The organism is Christiangramia flava JLT2011, assembly GCF_001951155.1.
Taxonomy (GTDB): domain Bacteria; phylum Bacteroidota; class Bacteroidia; order Flavobacteriales; family Flavobacteriaceae; genus Christiangramia; species Christiangramia flava.
Window position 1 is genome coordinate 2,498,725 of record NZ_CP016359.1, and the last position, 20,417, is coordinate 2,519,141.

11 protein-coding genes are annotated in these 20,417 nt (G+C 43.9%); 6 read left to right on the forward strand and 5 right to left on the reverse strand.

What is annotated here, in order from left to right; translation table 11 throughout:
- Positions 1-126 precede the first annotated feature (126 nt).
- Together GRFL_RS10880 and pruA are read right to left on the reverse strand one after the other, a co-directional pair.
- Entirely contained in the window at positions 127-10,056 is a 9,930-nt protein-coding gene (locus GRFL_RS10880; protein WP_139839239.1) for an Ig-like domain-containing protein, read from the reverse strand.
- 272 nt (positions 10,057-10,328) lie between these two features.
- Positions 10,329-11,957 (reverse strand): L-glutamate gamma-semialdehyde dehydrogenase, encoded by a 1,629-nt coding sequence (pruA, locus tag GRFL_RS10885; protein ID WP_083644644.1) that lies wholly within the window; start codon positions 11,955-11,957, stop codon positions 10,329-10,331.
- A 136-nt stretch (positions 11,958-12,093) separates the two neighbouring features.
- Here pruA and GRFL_RS10890 point away from each other — a divergent pair, with 136 nt between their 5' ends.
- Positions 12,094-12,816: an NRDE family protein gene (locus GRFL_RS10890; protein ID WP_083646097.1), complete on the forward strand. Its 723-nt coding sequence runs from the start codon at positions 12,094-12,096 to the stop codon at positions 12,814-12,816.
- Here the strand turns inward: GRFL_RS10890 and apaG are convergent.
- The 3 genes from apaG to GRFL_RS10905 are packed head-to-tail and all read right to left on the reverse strand — an operon-like array spanning position 12,801 to position 15,541.
- Positions 12,801-13,187 carry a Co2+/Mg2+ efflux protein ApaG gene (gene apaG, locus GRFL_RS10895; RefSeq protein WP_083644645.1) on the reverse strand — a complete coding sequence of 129 codons (387 nt, stop codon included), beginning with the start codon at positions 13,185-13,187 and terminating at the stop codon, positions 12,801-12,803. The genes GRFL_RS10890 and apaG overlap by 16 nt on opposite strands.
- A 1-nt stretch (position 13,188) precedes the next feature.
- On the reverse strand, positions 13,189-14,286 hold the full coding sequence (locus tag GRFL_RS10900; RefSeq protein WP_083644646.1) for a DUF3667 domain-containing protein: 1,098 nt from the start codon (positions 14,284-14,286) through the stop codon (positions 13,189-13,191).
- Between the two features lies 1 nt (position 14,287).
- The gene (locus GRFL_RS10905; RefSeq protein WP_083644647.1) at positions 14,288-15,541 is read right to left on the reverse strand and encodes a type IX secretion system plug protein; all 1,254 of its coding nucleotides are present in this window, start codon (positions 15,539-15,541) and stop codon (positions 14,288-14,290) included.
- Between the two features lie 161 nt (positions 15,542-15,702).
- On the opposite strand from GRFL_RS10905, the gene GRFL_RS10910 reads away from it, so the two are divergent.
- Genes GRFL_RS10910 through nqrE form a run of 5 tightly spaced genes read left to right on the forward strand, consistent with a single transcriptional unit; the run spans position 15,703 to position 20,409 of the window.
- Positions 15,703-17,046: a Na(+)-translocating NADH-quinone reductase subunit A gene (locus GRFL_RS10910; protein WP_083644648.1), complete on the forward strand. Its 1,344-nt coding sequence runs from the start codon at positions 15,703-15,705 to the stop codon at positions 17,044-17,046.
- Positions 17,047-17,060: 14 nt separating this feature from the next.
- Entirely contained in the window at positions 17,061-18,242 is a 1,182-nt protein-coding gene (locus GRFL_RS10915; protein ID WP_083644649.1) for an NADH:ubiquinone reductase (Na(+)-transporting) subunit B, read from the forward strand.
- 2 nt (positions 18,243-18,244) lie between these two features.
- Entirely contained in the window at positions 18,245-19,018 is a 774-nt protein-coding gene (locus GRFL_RS10920; RefSeq protein WP_083644650.1) for a Na(+)-translocating NADH-quinone reductase subunit C, read from the forward strand.
- Positions 19,019-19,020: 2 nt separating this feature from the next.
- On the forward strand, positions 19,021-19,767 hold the full coding sequence (locus GRFL_RS10925) for an NADH:ubiquinone reductase (Na(+)-transporting) subunit D (protein WP_083644651.1): 747 nt from the start codon (positions 19,021-19,023) through the stop codon (positions 19,765-19,767).
- Positions 19,768-19,794: 27 nt separating this feature from the next.
- Positions 19,795-20,409 carry an NADH:ubiquinone reductase (Na(+)-transporting) subunit E gene (gene nqrE, locus GRFL_RS10930; protein WP_083644652.1) on the forward strand — a complete coding sequence of 205 codons (615 nt, stop codon included), beginning with the start codon at positions 19,795-19,797 and terminating at the stop codon, positions 20,407-20,409.
- Positions 20,410-20,417: the final 8 nt, after the last annotated feature.

Below are 20,417 nucleotides of genomic sequence, written 5' to 3' on the forward strand. Positions count from 1 at the left end.
AGTATTGTAACTTCGGTAAAAGTACATATAAAATCGATAAAGTGCATAAATTTCCACTAAAAACATGGCTTAACTTGCTTTTAGCCAGTTTTGTAGCTCAAATTGTAAGAAATTATTTTCAATTTTCTATTTTACGATGATCTTCTTATTGCACATCGCATCACTGCAGAAGACCTTCACAATGTAAATTCCTGATTGTACCGGTGGTAATTTCAGTAGAATCTCCTCATCAGTCGGCATTTCGTCGTAGGTTTCAATGAGCTTTCCGCCGAGGTCAAAAACCATGACTTTTTCTACATCCAGATGATCGAAATTAGTGATCTTAACCTGCCTGCTAAAATGACTGTAACTAATGCCTACCAAACCATCGACCACGGGAACCTCTGGAATTTCTGGATCAATCACAGGATCTTCCGCAACCGGTTTGAAGAAGACGATCTCAAAACGATCTTTGATCTCACCTGCTTCTGCAGTGGCGGTATATGGCTGTTTGCTGATTTCCTGAATAGAATCCACGACCTTATCTTTTAAATAGATCGGTATTTCTGAAGGCCAGTTTTCGGTACTGTCTATCTGAATTTTGAATTCTCCGCCTTCTTTGGTTTTAAAACCTATTGGTAAGACGCGTTCCTGTTCAAAATCTGGTACTGCCTGGATCACATACGGACTGTCATTTACGATCCAGTACATGTCTTCTTTGTTGTTTTCAATTAAGGGCGCGTCATAACCAAGATCAAAATCACTACTGGAATTTTCATCGCGTGTCACGAGAATTTGGCGATGATAACCTGCCGGACTTTTGAATTTCAATCGTAATTTTGCGCGTTTATCGGCTTCAATGGAACTTAGTTGTCCTTTTTCCCGCTCCTCCTGTTGTAAGAATATAGAAGGATCGCTGCTCTCCTTAGCGAATCGACGCTGGTTGTTATTGAAATAAATATTTCCGGAAAAATTCCCGCCGGAACTATTCACAAAGAATCCCTGTGCCACCGGAATGTATCGCTGGGCGATCTTAGAATCAGAAGCGTTTGGGTTGGAGTTGTCAATCCTCCAGTCGCTGGAATAAGCCGGAGTGGAGCCTGCAAATGAATAGTAGGCATAACCACCTATATATTCCTCCAGAATGTGGGTGGAGCCGGCGAAGTGACTCCAGTAATACAATGTGCCGTTGAAAGGTTGCCCGGTATTTCGACCTTTTCTTCCATCAGGTGCAGTGATCGTGGAAGGCAGGTTGTCCAGCAAAAATTCATAGACATCCAGTGCCGATGCATAAGGATTTCCTAATAAATAATTCTGATTCTGACCTATATTCAGCGTAATATCACCATTATGAGGTTTTCCCTGGAAAGTATAATTCTGTTTTTGAGTATTTGGAGCCACGGTACCATCGGTCCCCTTCATGCTAAATCCTGCCCCGGCGATTTCTTTTGAGCTGCTACCTAAATGGTGCCAGTCACCATAAACATCGGCTTCCCCTCCTTTAAAATCCCAAATCCAGTAGTCACTGATGGTAATGGGTGAGGTACGGGATCCATCAGCCGCGAAATACTGTCCTTTCCAGGTTATTCCCTGAGGTTTATCTTCGTCGGTACCATCTAGCATCACCTTGTTCAGGGTAAACCCGGAATTATTTGTCGTGCCCTGATCGGTTACGGGGCTTGTCCAATAATTATAATTGAAACTACTCATACGGCCCTGCTGGTCTCTTTGCAGCCAGCCACCGCTGGAATCATCCAAAATACTACCGTGATCCTGAAGTAATTGTGACTCACCTACGAGATCAATATTTCCATTAAGTAATAAATAATGGCTGATAGAAAGTGCATTATCGGCGTTGATGGTTAGCAAATTGCTTTCTGACAGGACTCCGAGCATAATAATGTTCCTGTTGCCTGAATTGATCTTATGATTCAACCTGGCGATGTTCCATTCTATTTCCGTTCCATCAAATCCGTTACTGTCTGGAGCATCCCAAACAGTTGGACGCGCCCACGTAGTACGATCACCCCAAGCGCCATCAGTTCCCGAAAAATATGGAGTAGGAGAGGTGTTTTGCTGGTGGGTGGTCATATTGTGCAGTCTTCCGTCAACGGCAGTGAGAGCCAGATCTGGCGTATAACCGCCTACCGGTTTATAAGTATTCGGAATGATATTCAGATCTGGATCAGGAAATTCGGAAATCAATCGGTAATAGGCGATCAGGTCATCCCATGATACATTATAGAAAGGTACATCATCTTTATCCAGATTGTGAGTGCCATCAGAATGGTAACTGCTCGGTGCATCGATATAAAGATTAGGGACCGCTTCTCCCTCCACGATTTGACCAGATCCTTTTGAGGCCAGGTCAAGTCGCTGATTCATCATGAAATGCAGCTGCTTCTTGGAAAGATTGACTTTCCAGATTCGTACCTCGTCGATCCATCCGGAGTAAAAATCTTCAGCTGCCTTAGTGGAAGCATTCCATTTTGCACCAATGATCGTTTTCCCTGCAGTGCCGGTACCATTGATACTGGTTCCGCTATCAATTCCATCTACGTATAATTTTGTGCCAATGAGCGCGATATGATACCAGCGGGAATTAGGAGTAACACCTGTAGGCAGATCGCTCATTCTAATTTCGACACCCGGGCCGGAAAGAATAACTCCATCACTATCTTCGGGATAGATCCACATTTCAATTGTTTTGGCATCAGCAAAACCATCCTGAATAGATACAAAATCATTTACCCCATCAAAATCCAGCGTAGTACATTCCGGAAGACTCACTTCAGCAGGAGTGATAACTGGTGGACAACCAGTATTTTCGATCAATACATCGTTCTCATCGACCGCGGTGGGTGTTAATTGCCAGCTGAAACTGTAATCTCCAATTTGTGAGCCTTCGAAGATTGCATTAGGGTTATTTACCGGCTCTAAAGTCGAGGTTTGATCGGCATTGGTAAGGGTGTAATCGGTATTAGGGCCGGTAATTACCCAGGCGCCGGTATACCCATCCAAGGTTTTAAGATCATCCGTAGCAAATTCTGAAGTGACATCTCCCTGGAAATCACCCGTGATCGTAGCGGAAAGCTGCACGATTGTATTTCCGCATTCCCCGGTTTCGGCCACCACAGTAGTGGTGTATTGATCGAAAACAAAAACACGCACCGTTTCTGAATTATTAATGGTTTCACAAGGATCACCATTACTATCTAATAACAGGGCTGTTTTTACTTCAAAATCATTCCAGCCTATCTTCCGCGGAGTAAAGGACACAACGTTCTGGTTATCCTGCCCGATCTGTTCCAAAGCGTTATCAGGATCTGATGCGTCTTCATCATAGAACCATTGTAATAACACGTCCTGAGGACCTTCCGGTACCTTAATATTGTCAACAGCCCAAACATCCCCGTCAATAGTTCCGTCAAACCTAAAGCGGATGCGTAAATTTGACTGACCCAGGTAATCACCAAGATCGATCACCATTTTGTTCAAAGGCCTGGATTGTGGTGTTCCATCACCGAAATTGTTATAATTGCCACTGGTTGCCGTACCGGTCATTTCGAATAAAACCGTATTATAAGTACTTCCGCCATTAGTGGAAATTTCTACGTAGATTTTCGCTCCTTCCGTTAGATTGTATGCCTGATCGAAGGTAAGGATCGCTTCATCAAGACTTCCCAATGAGAACACCGGCGTTTCCATGTTGGAATCGTTGTTCCCGGTCACCAGAGCAAAACCTTTATTTCCTGCATTTGATGAAAAAGTCCTGAAATTGACCATCGAACCGTTGCTGGGGCTTTGACTTGAAATAGGATAAAGATTCGCCGTGTATACTTTTTCATTCGCGGGATCGCTACCATGAGGGTTCATTCGCAGCCAGTGATCGGCGCGCCCATTATTGGCACCTGAATCAAAATCATTGGATCCTCCACTAGGATTGGTAAAATTCCATCCATGGTTTTTAATTCCGGCATTATCAAAGGCACCCCCATCAAACTGACCATATTCTGCACCGTAACCGGTTTCAGAACTCAGACTGATATCTGCTCCATAACACAGTACTTGCGGAGTTACCTGTACCGGAGAAGGTTTAATGTCAGAAGGGATCACACTCAAAATGGCCGTTTGGGAATACGTTCCATCAGAACAGGCCCCATTGGCTATTTTCACCCTGAAAACGGTACTTTCTACCGTGCTTCCAAGAATATTTTGAAAATCGGAATTTGTAAGACTAGGATCCTGACTATCGTAAGTTGACCAGGTCATGTTGCTGGCTGTACGATATTCCCATTCTACGATCTGCCCTACAAAATCATTGAGAGTTAATTTTTCGTGAAGATCGTTCGACTGCACTTCACAGGTCAGGAAAATTCGCTCCCCATTGGGCCAAGTCAGATTTCCGCCCTGCGGAAGCTGGTCTACCCTTACATTAAATGTAGCGTAAGCTTCTTCACAGGCTCCATTTTTCACAACTGCCCTGAAATCGGTACTTTCGGTCAAATTGCTGAAATTTCTGGTGTCCAAGACAGCATCATCAATTTTCGTCCAGGCATCAGCTGCGGAAGATGAAGCTTTCCATTGCCATTCTGTTATATTTCCAGTATAACCGGTCAATTCCAGTGTTCCTGAGGCATTATTGATACAAACGCTTTCAGGTCCCGAAATACTTCCTGGTACGGTTACGGCATCTACGGAAATCGGTACTTCGTAAGTGGTGGAACAACCATTGGCAGTTCCTTCTACGATATAGGTGAAATCACCGGTTTCATCTGTAGTGATCGGCAGGTTGGCCTCATTTCCCACCACGTCACCATTGAGGGTCCAGACATAGGTTTCGGCACCGCTTGCGGTAAGATTGATCGTGCTTCCCAGGCAGGTTGGTGAACTGGAACCTTCAGCAATCCCGGCACTTAAATCGGGAAGTGATTTTACATTGACTTCCACTTTCGTGAGGTCGCTTTCGCAACCGGTATCAAATATCTGGCTCACATAATAAATGGTCAATTCGGCGCTGGACGTATTTGGAGTGGGCGCACTGATCTCTGTTTCTCCATCAGCAGCATACCAGTGAATGCTGGCATTTTCCGCAGGGGTCAATGAAATAGCTGTTTCTACCACTTCTTCAAAACAGTAATCCAATTGAATGGTTTCCGTAGCAACCGGCTCAGGTTTATCCAGCACGGTGACCACTAAAGGCTCCATTCCGCTTTCACAACCTGTTTCCACCAATTTTTGCGTGACATAATAAGTGGTAGTTCCCGGGGATGAAGTTGAAGGAGTATAGTTATCTCCTATATATGTAAATTCATCGGCGCTGGAATCGTAGGAATACCAGCTGTATTCGTAATCGCTATCTGGATTGTCAACGCTAAGGTTGGAGGCCGTGTCGTTCAAACAAAAAGTCAGATCAGTAGTTTCAGGATTATCAGGAATAGGATTGACCCGGAAAGTAAAGTTCTTCGAAGTAGCCTGCGGACAGGTAAAGTACTCTGGCCCGTCAATTTCCACGGCATATACTCCCGAATCTTCTTCGGCAATATCCAGAATGGTCAAAGTCCCGGTGTATTCACCATTAGTGCCTTGAGGGGCCGAAACTTCCATATCGTAATTTACTCCGTCATCGTTTATAGGATTGCCATCCTTGATCCACTGAAAGGTCAGCGGAGCCCCGTTGGCATGAGCGATGAATTCAAAAGTAATTTCGGTATAATCTTCTTCGCATATGGTAAGATCTTCAGTTGGTTTGACGATAATGATATTTTCATCCACGTTCAGAGTAACCGTTTCTGAAGTCGCTTCGCTGCAAGAATCAGCGCCTGATACCACTACATAGTATTCGCCGGCATCTATAGAGGTCGCATTGGAAAGACTGAAAACGGCATCATCTTCACCGGCTAAAAGCTGCGGAGTTCCTTCCACTATTCTGTACCACTGATAGCTTAGTCCATCACCCGAAGCGCTCACTTCAAATTGGGCCGGTTCACTGGAGCAAATTCCCACATTTTGAGGCTCGGTTAAAATGGTGACTTTTTCATTGATCTGAACATCGGTTGTGGCAATAACTTCGTCACAACCGGCAGCAGCAGTTACGGTATAAGTGATTGTATGGACTCCAGGAGTGGAATTAGCGGCATTGATGTTTCCATTGGCGTCAATATCGAGTCCGCTAGTACCACTAAAGGCTCCACCGGTATATTCGCCGGCCGTGCTGGTAAATGTAACAGGAATATGATCGGTTTCTGAAGTACAGACAGCTTCAGGATATTCAATGCTAACCTGCGGATTTTGGGTGATTTCAATAGTAGTGGTCAGAATAACTTCCTGACATCCCCCGGAAGCCGGAATGGTATAAGAAATCGTATAGGTATTTGGGTCGCTGGTTTTAGGTGCAATTTCACCGGTGGATGCATTGATATTAAGACCGGCAGGTTGGGCAGAAAAACTTCCGCCTTCGTAATTTCCTTCAGTATTTGCGAATACAGGCAAGTAGGCAGCAATATCGTTATTACATAATGGATCTGTGTAGGAGATCTCGGCGTAAGGAGTGGCATTAATGACTACAGTAGTTTCAGCAGTCACAACCGCACAGATTTCCGGAGTTGTGTAGGTAACTGTATATGTGCCCGGATCGCTGTCGCCAGGTGTGATTTCTCCGGTAGAAGTGTTGATTGATAAACCGGAAGGGGAGGAGCTGTACGTTCCATTCTCATATTCTCCGGAGCCTGTAAGACCAGGCATAACCGTACCCGACTGAGATTCGCAGAAATCTCCGGTATAAGATAGTTCAGCAGTAGGATCTGGTTTTACGGTGATGGTCCCTGTTGCCGTAGCCTGTTGGCAATCTCCTTGCGTGGTAACTGTATAGGGAAATGTTCCTGCCTCAGTTGGATTCCCGGAAATACTGAAAACACCATTGCTGAAAGAGGTGGTAATTCCATCTGGAAGTCCGCTAATAATAGCATTCGTACCAGGTTCAGTGATAGAGAATTCGATAGTTTCCAGAGCGGTATTGATACAGATTTCCTGATCAGTTTCAGAAGTAGACGTGATGGTTACATCCGGATTGACCACCAAAGTACCTGAAGTAGTAGTGCTATTACAGCTTCCCACGCTGGTAAGCGTATAATAGAAGGTGCCCGCTTCGGTTGGTGTACCGGAAATAGTGTACTGGTTATTGCTCAGGCTTCCTGAAAGCCCGGCAGGTAACCCACTGGTGTTGATTGCAGTAATAGGATTATTAGTGCCAAACACCATTGGCGAAATGGCAGTATTAATGCATATTTCCTGGTCTTTATTGTTCGCATCGGTAATCAGGTCATCATCAGTTACCGTGATGGTTCCGGTGGTACTGGTTTGCTGGCCGGAACAATTACCCGTAGTAGATATGGTGTAAGTAAAACTTCCGGTTTGTGTAGGTGTTCCACTGATCGTAAAGGTACCCGCATTATAATTACCACTAAGATCCGATGGAAGTCCGGTGATAGTCGCACCTGTCGCACCGCCTCCAATAGTAAACGCCATATTTGTCAAGGCGGTATTGATACAAACCTGTTGATCTTTATTAGCGGGCGAAGTAATAGTTGAAGTGGGTATAAAGTAAATCAGCATCTCATCACTACCTGGTCCGCATGCTCCACCTCCCGGAGCTTCCGTGATTAAAGTGATTTTTACCGGTGAACTGTTGAAATCACTTGAGTTAGGTGTATAGATGAAGCTAAAATTATTAACTTTTCCATTTGGAACATTAGAAATAGTACCACCTCCCGTTGTTGTCACCTGACTTATCTTTAATTTTCCATTAAAACCTATTGAACCATTGATGGTAATTGGATTTGTAGACTGGCATAAGGTCATATCTTCACCAATATATGCCTGAACGTGTTTCTTAATGGTGATACCGCTATATGTAGAAGCAGTACTTGATCCACAGATGTTTTTAGCGCTTACACTTACTGAGGCATTATTGGTTTCCGGACTGGAAGCATTGACTCTTACAGTTATAGAACTGGTATTTTGGCCATTCGTGATTTCCCATCCGCTAGGAAGAACCCAGTCATATCCATTTGCATTTACATCGTTGGCTACGGTAAAAGTTATACCTGTTGCCGGAGGGCAAATACCGTCATTGGGTAAATTTGTAGTAATAGTTCCGGGATTATTCGGAACGCCATTAACAGAAGTTACTGCCAGTGTTACTTCGCTGCTGCCTCCGCAGTCATTATGGGCTGAAACACGGATATTTCCGGAATTGGCCGAAGCTGATACGGTAATCGTATTGGAAGTAGGATTGGAAGAGGTGATATTCCATCCTGCGGGAAGAATCCATTCATACCAGCTGGCATCGGTAACACTGGCGACCGAATATGTTAGGCCAGTAGCCGATGAACAAACTTCCGTATCACCCGTAATACTACCCGGGGCCACCGGGGCCGGGGCTTTGACCGAAACTGCTAATGTCTGAGCAGTACTGATTCCGCAGTCATTTTCAGCTTTTACACTGATTGTTCCGTTCCCAGAGCTTCCGGTTGTAAGTGTTATGGAATTTGATGTGCTGGTGCCACTCCAGCCATTTGGAATGGTCCAGGTGTAGCTGGTGGCGTCTGGCACCTCGGCAATAGTATAGGTTTCTGTGGTACCGGGACACACAGCTGTATTTCCATTTATTGTTGAGGGAACAGCGGGAGTACCGGGTTTAACCGTAATATTCAGGGTTTGAGCACTGCTGGTTCCGCAGTTATTGATGGCTTCCACTTCAATAGTCCCTCCACTGGAACCCGCGGTAAGCTGGATGCTGTTTGTTGTGCTGCTTCCGCTCCAACCAGATGGCAGCGTCCAGTTATAAGTTGTAGCACCATTCACCGGAGAAATACTATAGGTGTTCGTAGTTCCTGGACATACTTCGGTTTCCCCGGAAATCGATCCCGGCGTTGCGGGGGGTCCGGGCTGTACGCTCACATTAAGCGTTTTGGTATTACTGGTCCCGCAATCATTATAGGCGCTGACGGAAATGCTTCCTCCGGAAGTTCCCGTGGTTACATCAATAGAATTTCCTGAATCAGATCCGGTAATGGTCCATCCAGATGGAACTGTCCAATTATATGCTGCGGCATTAACTACGGAACTGATACTGTAAGTTTGAGAAATCCCTGGGCAAACCGATGCCTCACCGGTAATAGTTCCTGGTTGAGCGGGAGTTCCTGGTTTTACGGTAATTGCCAGATCTCTGGTGGTGCTTGTTCCGCAGTCATTTTTCGCTGCAACACTGATGGTTCCGGAACTGGAGCCCACGGTGATATTAATGCTGTTATTGGTGCTGTTTCCACTCCATCCTGAAGGTAAGGTCCAAACGTAACTGCTGGCATCAGGGACTGCAGCTATGGAGTAGGTCTGCGTGGTTCCTGGGCAAATTTCCACCGTACCACTGATACTGCCTGGTTGTGAAGGCGTTCCTGGTCTTACGGTAATCGTTGGACTTGTTGCTTCCGCGGTAGTGTTGGTAACGCAGGAATAGTTGCTGGTTAAAACAACCTTCACGGTGTTGGATCCGGAATTGAAGGCCGCTGTTGTAAAGGTATTGCTACTACCAGATTGAGCCGGGCTGGAACTGGAATTGATATACCAGTCATATTGCGGATTAGGCCCTCCGTAGCTGGAAGTGGCGGTAAACGTCACATTTTGACCAGGACATACACTATTGGTACTCGAAGTTAGGCTTACTCCTGGAGTTCGGTTGGTATTCACGGTCATGGTATAAGCGCTGCTGGTAACTGAACAGGCTGAACCATTTGCATCAGTAACAATAACAGAAATTTTCTGGTTGTTTGACAGACTGCTGGAAGTATAGGTGTTGCTGTTTGTGGCACTTCCCACATTAGAGCCGTCAATCTGCCACTGATATGTGAAAGGCGAAGTCCCGTTTGTGACATTCGCGGTAAAAGTAACCTCGGTTCCCTGGCAAATGTTATTGCCTTCGCTCGACGATATGCTAACTGCAGTAGGACATTGCCCCCAGCTGAAAAGTGGGAGGAACAGGAGAGTTAGTAAGAAGGAATATCGTAGTTTTTTCCCCATAGTCAAATGGTTTAAATGCATAAACAATACTGGTAGGGGTCAAAAAAATGTGGGGCTGCTGCTGGGGCGGGCTAACCTTTAAATATTTGGGGAGTAGGGAATTAGCAAATAAATTTAAGTCAATTTTAATAATAAACACTAAAATTTCGCTCAACGGTTATAAAAATCGATGAAATTGTCAGAAAATACTTCTAAATATCTGATTAGCAAATGTTAATAAATGAAAAAGCCCGGTTTTAAAACCGGGCTTCATGAAATTTAATCTTATTCAATTATTCTCCCATAAACGGATAACGGTAATCCTCAGGAGCATCAAAGGTTTCTTTAATAAGTCTTGGTGAAACCCATCTTAATAAATTCAATTTGGAACCAGCCTTATCATTGGTCCCACTGGCACGTGCACCACCAAATGGCTGCTGACCTACAACTGCTCCGGTAGGTTTGTCATTGAGGTAAAAGTTTCCTGCTGCATTCTGAAGTGCTTTCGTGGCCTTTGCCAGCTCATATCGATCACCAGAGAAAACTGCCCCGGTAAGTCCGTATGGGCTGGTTTCATCAACCAGTTTCAGGGTTTTTTCCCATTCGCTGTCCTCATAAACATAAATGGTCACCACGGGACCAAATAATTCGGTATGCATGGTTTCATATTGAGGATCGGTGGTCACAATCACGGTAGGCTCTATGAAATAACCTTTGGATTTGTCGTAATTTCCGCCCACAACGATTTCAGCTTTCTTACTTTTCTTAGCCTGGTCGATATATTTGGCCAGTTTGTCGAAGGAACCTTCATGGATCACTGCAGTGATAAAATTGCTCATATCTTCTGGTGAACCCATTTTGAAGGATTGAACATCTTCCACCACATAATCCTTAATCTCTGGCCATAAACTCTTCGGAAGATATACTCTAGAAGCGGCGCTACATTTTTGTCCCTGGAATTCAAAAGCTCCCCTGGAAATGGCGGTTGCTACTTTTTTCGCATTGGAAGAAGGGTGAGCAACAATAAAATCTTTACCTCCCGTTTCTCCAACGATTCTAGGATAAGTCTTGTAGTTATGGATGTTATTTCCAATTTTCTGCCAGATGTCTTTAAATACGGTGGTGCTTCCGGTGAAATGGATTCCGGCGAAATCAGGGCTGGCAAGCAGTGTATCTGTGATCATGGCCGGATCGCCCATTACCATATTGATCACCCCGTTTGGCACTCCCGCTTCTTTGAATACTTCCATGATGATTTGTGCGGAAAATACCTGGCTGTCACTAGGTTTCCAGATCGCTACATTCCCCATCAAAGCCGCACTCGATGGAAGGTTCCCGGCGATAGCGGTAAAATTGAAAGGAGTGATGGCATACACAAAACCTTCTAAAGGGCGGTATTCCACACGGTTCCAGTTTCCTTCAGATGATTCCGGCTGCTCATCGTATATCTGTGACATATATTCCACGTTGAAACGTAAGAAATCACATAATTCGCAAGCTGAATCAATTTCTGCCTGATAGATATTTTTAGACTGGCCAATCATCGTAGCCGCGTTGATGCGTGCACGATACTTCCCGGCGATCAGATCAGCAGCTTTAAGAAAAATCGCTGCACGCTGTTCCCATTCCAGGTTGGCCCATTGATCACGAGCTTCCAAAGCCGTCTCGATCGCTTTTTCAACGTTTTTTTTGCTGGCTTTATGATATACACCCAGGTTGTGCTGGTGGTCGTGCGGGGGATGCATGGTTTCGGTATCCCCGGTTTTGATCTCCTCACTGCCAATATATAAAGGCACCTCCATTTTCGAATTGTAAAGGTCTTTGTAAGTGAGTAGTACTTCTTCTCTTTCGGGGGTTCCCGGAGCGTAACTCTTAACTGGTTCGTTAACGGCTACAGGAACGTGAAAAAATCCTTTTCCCATAAATATAATTTTTGCTTTTTTCTATTTGTTTTTACTGCCGTTAAAGGTAAAAAAATTAAGTGGTTTACAAGAAGGGCACTTGCTCCTTCACGAAAGCTTAACTTTTTTCGTACTTTTCTTAAAAATTACCAATTTCATGTGTACGGTCACTCTGGCCCCTCAGCCGGATTCTCCCAACGGTTTTGTACTTACTTCCAATCGCGATGAAGCGATCTCCAGGCATGCATTGCTGCCAGAATATGAAAAATATCATTCCAGAAATTTATATTTTCCGAAGGATGCCCAGGCAGGAGGTACCTGGATTGGAGTGAGCGACCTGCAGCGTTGCCTTTGCTTGATGAACGGCGCTTTTGAACCTCATATTCGGAAGGCTGGCTACCGGAAGAGCCGCGGCATTGTGGTCAAAGATATACTGGCTGAAACCGGGAAGCTTTCTGAAGTTCTGGAGCATTATGACCTGAAGGGAATTGAAGCTTTTACGCTGGTGGCGGTCGACTGGAGTAACGGACTCCAGTTTATCGAACTCGTGTGGGATGAAAATAAAAAACATCTTCAGAAACTGTCTTTAAAACCACATATCTGGTCATCATCTCCTTTATACGACCAGAATATGAAAAAAAGTAGGCGGCAATGGTTTCAGCAATTCCGGGAGACTCATGAGCTTCATGCAGACATGCTTCGAGATTTCCACTTGAATACTGAAAAAGACAATATGGAATTCGGTTTAATTATCGATCGTGGTTTCCTGAAAACGCAGAGTGTAAGCCAGATCATCAGTTCGGATCAGGGAATCAGGTTTTGGTTCCGCGATTTACAATCTGGAAAAGAGCAGGAGGAACGGCTTCAGTTTAAAGCGTAAGTTGCAGCCAGTTTGAAGGAGGGTATTGAAACCTGGAATTTTTTGGTAGTATTCAGATTGACCATATTATAATGACCTTTCATGGCGCCGAATGGACCGGTTAGTAAGCAGCCGCTTTGATAAGTATGGTGCTCGCCGGGCTGTAAAACGGGTTTTTTTCCAATCACCCCTTCGCCCTGAACAAATTCGGTATCGTTCAGCGCATCTTTTATTTCCCAGAAGCGCGTTTGGAGCTGCACCGTATCATTGCTCTGGTTTTCGATGTGAACCCGGTAGCCAAATGCATAACGCAATTTGTAGTTTTTGTAGAACATCCCTTCAAAATGCGTTTCAACCGAAATTTTTATTCCCTGAGTAATTTGTTGAACCATATCAGTAGATTGAAAATGATGCAAGCAGTGAAATAAACACTGCTATAGTCGCTAAAGTAAAGAAAATCAGGTTTAAAATGATGAACTTTAGAATCGTTTTAACACGGCGCTGGCGGTAAAAATTGCGCATGGATTTATAGAGGTAAACGGCAAAAACGATATTGGCCATGGTAATCCCCACATTTAAAGAAGCGATGAGATCGAAAGTGAGCCCTACGATATAAAAGACGAACAGCGTGGTTTGCACATGGAAGGCGAAGATAAGATGCTCCATATAATTAAAATTTCGTCTCATATATAGTAACCAGATAAAAAGAGCAAAGACCGGCAGGTAGAAAAAGATGATGAATGGCAGTTTACTGATGAAATAATCTATAAAAAGGCCGGGATTGTTCTTAAAAACGTTAGCGTCTACCGCCTTCTTGTAGAGCCAGTGATTGTAATTGGTCTGGTCGTGTTTTAGTGAATCCAGGGCGCGATCTGGTGTAGCGATCCCTGTCTCATCCTGAAATTCGTAATACAGGTTGAATTTTTTGAACAGCGCCGAGAGATTGCTCATCGTATCAACTGTTTTCTGGGAAATATAGTAGTCTTTATAGGTTTTCTGAACGGTATCCAGTTTGAGCTTGTCCAGCGAAAGATTTTCTTTAGCCAGGGCCGCATTAACTGAATCTAGTGCCTCCGGCGGAATTGGTGGTGTTTTCCCGGCAAGTTCCACCATGTCGCGATCCCGGGGGCCAATCATATCGTTTTCTGAATGGATCGAGTAATTGAAGAGCAGGAAAAATATGATGGATGCACTCAGGTAGAACCTGAAAGGATTGGCATACCGCATCCGTTTTCCGTCTATGTAATCCCTGGAAATCTTTCCGGGTTTGAAAAGCATGACGCGCAGCGTTCGCTGGAAACGGGAATCGTAGGCCAGCAAGCCTGAAAAGAATTCATTGAAAAAATCATCAAAAGTTAATTTTTTGGTGCTGTTGATCTGGCCGCAATTCGGGCAGAACTGGTCACTTTTTTCCAGGGGTATATGGCAATTCTGGCATTTTTCGCCACGATATTTTAAAACCGATTGCCGGCCTGGGAGTGATCTTTTCAAATTAATTTGTGATGTTTTTGGAATTGGCAGAGCCTACTCCGATAAGGCGATCGTAACGCGCTCCTGGAGCATGATAATAAGCTAAAATGGTATAGGTATTTTCAGTCTCGTCAAAATTACCGCTGATGAAGCCTTCATCCAGCTGCCCGTTTTCATCCAGCAGCACGTATTTGTAATTGTAATAACCCTGTTTGAAAAGCCTGGCGCATTCGTAATAACCGGTCTCCTCATTATATCTCAGTTGGGTACTTTCATCCAGCTGAAAATTATTGAAGCCTCCGTATAGGTGCAGTTGGCTTTTACCGATAGGGTCATAATTCTTCAGCTGAAAATGTACCCAGACATATTCGGCTTCGATATCAGAATTTTCAGCAGGATAGCTTCGAACTACAAATCCGCCGTTGAGGTCGGGATTATAGGTATAGGGATTTCCATTCCGGGTACGATCGGTATACAGATAATGATGGTAGAGTTCGTCCAGTTCCACGGAAGCGATATCTGCCGTGGTAGCGCGAAGATCCTTATCGTCGAATTGAAGGAATTCGTTGCCTCCCCAAAAAGCTGATTCGGCATCATACTTATAGATCAACTCGCTGGCAATGGTATATTGCGGTTTCAGGTCAAGAATGGCAGATTTCAGATTGTAATTCTGCATTAGCAATACCCTTACGTTGTTTTCAGGGTTCTTCAGGATAAAATCTGGCGAATTGATGCTGAAATTCACTACCTGTTTTTCGTTGATGAATTCCAGGTCACGCGATCGTTTCACCTGTGCCGAAACCTGTGCGAAATTTTCGTAGACCATAAATTTCCTGGAGAAGACAAGTTCGCGATTGGCATTGAAAATCTTCAGCAGGTAATTTCCGGAGACTTTTAATGCTTTTGTTCGGTTATTCGGAATGCTGAGCTCATAATGGGTGTAAGGCTGCAACGTATTGTAGGCATTGGTGTAATTTGTAATGCGAAGGTCATCAAAACCGTCCATGTACTCATTTTTCGAAAGTTGGGATGGCGTCCAGTCGAAATTATAATGTTCCACGGTGTAATAATAATCGGCTTCATCACCAATAATATCATCAAAGCTCAATTGCAGGGTACCGCCGAGGAGGATGATAGGATTGCCGGGATTTTCCGTGTTTTCACCGGTAAAACTGATGGTGCGGATATAGTTAGGCGAAGCCGTTTCCTGAACTGCCTGGCCGTAAAACTGGCAAAAACCTGAAAGACTTATTAGAAATGTTAGAAAAAACCTCATAATTCGAATAATGAACAAATTTATAAGAAAATACGATTCTGCCACTCATTATTTTAACATTGGTACAACGGTAAAATTCTGACATTTGTTGGGATAAGTGGTCTGAAAATTCATAAATTTGCACGACTTTAAAATAAAAATTTTAACATACACTCCATCCTATGTCAAAAGACATTCGAATTAAAAGAGGATTGACTCTGAAATTAGAAGGAGAGGCGGAAAAGGAGCTGGTCGAGGCTCCAAGATCTAAGACTTACGCAATAAAGCCGCCAGATTTTCATTCGGTTGTACCAAAAATGGTTGTTAAAGAAGGGGCTAAACTTCTTGCCGGTGATGAGATTTTCTACTCGAAATACACAGACGAAATTCGCTTTACCTCACCTGTTAGCGGGGTTCTAAAAGAAATTAAACGCGGCGCTAAAAGAAAGGTTCTTGAAGTGATTATTGAAGCTGATCCTCAAGATGTTTACCGCGACTTCGGAAAAATGGATGCTTCCAAAGCTGAAGCCAAAGACGTGAAAGAGCGTATTTTGGAAAGTGGTTGCGGGGCATTTATCTACCAGAGGCCTTACGATATCGTAGCTGATCCTAAAGACACGCCGAAAGCGATCTTTATTTCAGCAGTGACGACGGCACCTCTTGCGGGTGATAAAGGTTTTATCATCAAGGATAAGATCGCGGCCTTTCAGGAAGGTGTCAACGCCCTGAAGAAATTAACGCCTGGAGCCGTTCACGTTTCCGTAGATGATCATTCCGCTCAATACCTGAAGAGCATTCAGGGAGTGGAGCTACATCATGTAAAAGGGCCGCACCCTGCCGGAAACGTTGGTGTGCAGATCCATAATATAGACCCGATTAACCGTGGGGAACGAGTGTGGACGATTGGAGTGGAGGATGTAGCGACCATTGGGACGCTGTTCCTTACCGGAGAGTATCACGCGGAAAGAACCATTGCGGTTGCCGGGAGCGAAGCAACCAATCGCAAATATTATAAAACAAAGATCGGAGCCAATGTTTCAGATCTTATCGGGCAGGTTTCTGATGAGGTTCGAATCATTTCCGGCGATGTGCTAACCGGAACGCAGCTGAGCAACAATCAGTACGTTGGTTTCTTTGAAAATGAAGTGAGCCTGATTCCGGAAGGTAAGAACTATCGTTTGTTCGGTTGGCTGCCATTTACCTATAATAATATTCATTCACATTCTCATACGTCACTTTCGTGGTTATTTCCGAATAAAAAATATACGCCTACTACCAATTTGAATGGGGAAGAGCGTGCTTTGGTAGTAACTGGTGAAATGGAAGAGGTGTTGCCGATGGATATCTACCCAATGCAGCTGATCAAAGCCTGTATGGCGGGAGATATCGAAAAAATGGAAAATCTAGGGATCTACGAGGTGGCTCCGGAAGATTTTGCAGCGGTAGAATATGTGAATACTTCCAAAATTGAAATTCAGGAGGTGATCCGTCTGGGTCTGGATTTAATGATAACCGAAGTAGGTTAAAAAGCTGAAGAATTATGGAATGGATTAGACAAAGATTAGATAAAATCAGAGCGCCTTTTGAAAAGGGCGAGAAATTTGAAAAGTATGCTCCGGCGATCAATGCCCTGGATACTTTTCTTTATACTCCTAATCACGTAACGAAAAAAGGGGCTCACATTCGTGATGCCGTAGATTTGAAGCGTACCATGATCACCGTGGTTATCGCTTTGATCCCCGCCCTGATCTTCGGGATGTGGAACGGAGGATACCAGCACTATTCTCAATTAGGAGAATCTTTTACTTTTCTTGATGCAATTTTGCACGGGGCTAGTAAAATCGTACCGATGATCGTTGTTTCTTATGCAGTGGGTCTTGGTATCGAATTCGCCTTTGCGATCTTTAGAGGTCACGAGGTAAACGAAGGTTACCTGGTAACAGGGTTATTGATCCCGATGATCATGCCAATTGATATTCCACTTTGGATGGTGGCAATTTCAGTGGTATTTGCAGTATTGATCGGGAAAGAAGCTTTTGGGGGAACAGGAATGAATATCCTGAACCCGGCGCTTACGGCGAGAGCTTTCGCATTCTTCGCCTATCCAACGTTCATGTCTGGTAACACCGTTTGGGTGAGCGAGGCGTCGAATGTAGATGCGATCTCTGGGGAAACGATTCTTGGTAAACTGGCCTCCGGAGTAGACGTGCCTTATTCTTCTATGGATATGTTCTCGGGAATGATCCCTGGATCTATTTCAGAAACCTCTGTGATCTGCATTCTTGCAGGTGCATTGCTGTTGGTTTTGACAAAAGTGGGAAGCTGGAGAATCATTTTGAGCGGATTCATTGGAGCCGCGGTAATGGGATTGATCTTTAACGCACTTCCTTCTTTAGGAGTAACAGGTAATGATCTTACAAATTTCCCTTGGTATCTTCACCTGATGGTTGGAGGTCTTGCTTTCGGAATTGTATTTATGGCTACCGATCCGGTTTCTGCGGCGCAAACCATGAAAGGAAAATGGATCTACGGATTCTTGGTTGGATTCTTCTCGATCATGATCAGGGTTTTTAACCCGGCTTATCCGGAAGGTGTGATGTTAGGAATTCTTTTGATGAACGTATTTGCTCCAACTATCGACCATTTCGTGATTCAATCGAATGTGAAAAGAAGAAATAAACGACTTAAAAACGCTACTACTCAGGTAGAAACAGCAGTTTAGTTATGGAAGAAAAATCAGTAAACAAAACAAACAGTAACGGTTATACCTTTATGTTCGCGATCATCCTCGTGGTGGTAGTGGCTGCTTTGCTGGCTTTTGCTGCGACCTCTCTTCAGCCAATTCAGCAGAAGAATGTTCGCCAGGAGAAGAAGCAAAACATTCTGGCAACCGTTGGAGTGGATTCAGTAGAGGTTGATGGTCAAAAAGTACCTTTGACACGTGATCTTGCCGATGAATTTTTCGACAAATACATTACGGAATCAGTTGCTTTGAAAGAAGACGGTTCTGTAGACGATTCAGTAGATGCATTTGAAGTGGACCTGGCGAAAGAACTGAAAAAACCAGTATCAGACCAGATCTATCCTTTATATATTGCTGATATTGAGGGAAGCAAATATTATATCGTGCCTTTAAGAGGAAAAGGTCTTTGGGACGCGATCTGGGGATATATTTCTCTGAAAGACGATATCAACACCGTGAAAGGTGCGGTTTTCGATCATAAGGGAGAGACTCCGGGTCTTGGAGCCGAGATCACTAAAGACTGGTTTCAGCAAAGATTCCAGGATGAGAAGGTATTTGACGGTAATGGGAACTTAATTGGAGTTTCAGTAGCAAAAGGTAGTTTAGGAAACGGCAATAAAGACGATAACCGTGTGGATGCAATTTCAGGAGCTACTATTACAGGTCGTGGTGTTTCAGATATGATTTCTGAAAGATTAAAGCACTATCTGCCTTACTTCAAGCAACAAGGAGATATTAAAGTAGCAAGTAAGTAATTATGGCTAAAGATAAAAAATTCAACTCTGCAAAAGAGGAAGAGAAAAAGCAGGAGATGATCCTTTTTATGTCAGATTCTGAAGAGAAAGAATCTTTTCTTTCAAAACAGAATGTGAAGCTTCTGAAGGATCCTCTGAATGATAATAACCCGATAACCGTTCAGGTTCTGGGTATCTGTTCAGCATTGGCAATTACTGTACAATTAGAGCCGGCTATCGTGATGGCATTGGCGGTAATGGCTGTAATGGCGTTCAGTAACATGATTATTTCGATGTTGCGAAACCTGATTCCTAGCCGAATCAGGATCATCGTTCAATTGGTGATCGTAGCGGCTTTGGTAATTCTTGTAAACGAGGTGTTGAAAGCTTATGCTTACGACGTGAGTAAACAGCTTTCGGTATTTGTTGGACTGATTATTACAAACTGTATCGTAATGGGGCGTCTTGAGGCGTTCGCATTAGGGAACGGTGTTTATAAATCTTTTCTTGATGGTATCGGAAACGCTGCGGGTTACGGATTGATACTTGTAATCGTTGCATTCTTCCGTGAACTTCTTGGTTCCGGTAAATTATTCGGATTCGAGGTTCTTGGTCATAAAGCTGCTACCATGGCAGACTCAACTGGAGTATATGCTTTAGGATATCAGGATAACGGTTTGATGCTTCTTTCACCAATGGCGTTGATCGTGGTGGGAATCATCATCTGGGTACAACGTTCCAGAAACAGAGAACTGATTGAAGAAAACTAAAAGCGCAACAGCTTAAAAACTTAAAAAATGGAATTAGTTAATTTATTCGTTAGAAGTATTTTTATCGAAAATATGATATTCGCCTACTTCCTTGGGATGTGTTCCTACCTGGCGGTATCAAAAACTGTAAAGACAGCTGTTGGTTTAGGTGCTGCGGTAATCTTCGTTCTCGCTATCACCGTTCCTATCAACTTTCTTTTAGATACATACTTATTACGTCCGGGAGCACTTAGCTGGTTAAGCCCTGATCTTGCAGATGTAGACTTGAGTTTCTTAAGTTTCATCATGTTCATCGCGGTAATTGCTTCTATGGTGCAGCTGGTAGAGATGTTGGTAGAAAAATTTGCGCCGGCCTTGTATGGTGCGCTGGGTATCTTCCTTCCACTTATTGCAGTAAACTGTGCAATCCTTGGTGGTTCACTGTTCATGCAGCAAAAAGATTTTGGAGGAGTTTCTGAAGCGATCACTTACGGTCTTGGTAGTGGAATTGGATGGTTCCTTGCGATCCTGGCCATTGCGGCCATTCGCGAAAAGATCGCTTATTCAAATGTTCCTGCTCCATTAAAGGGACTTGGAATCACATTTATTATAACGGGACTTATGGCTCTAGGGTTCATGAGTTTTATGGGAATCGAATTATAATCGAAAAG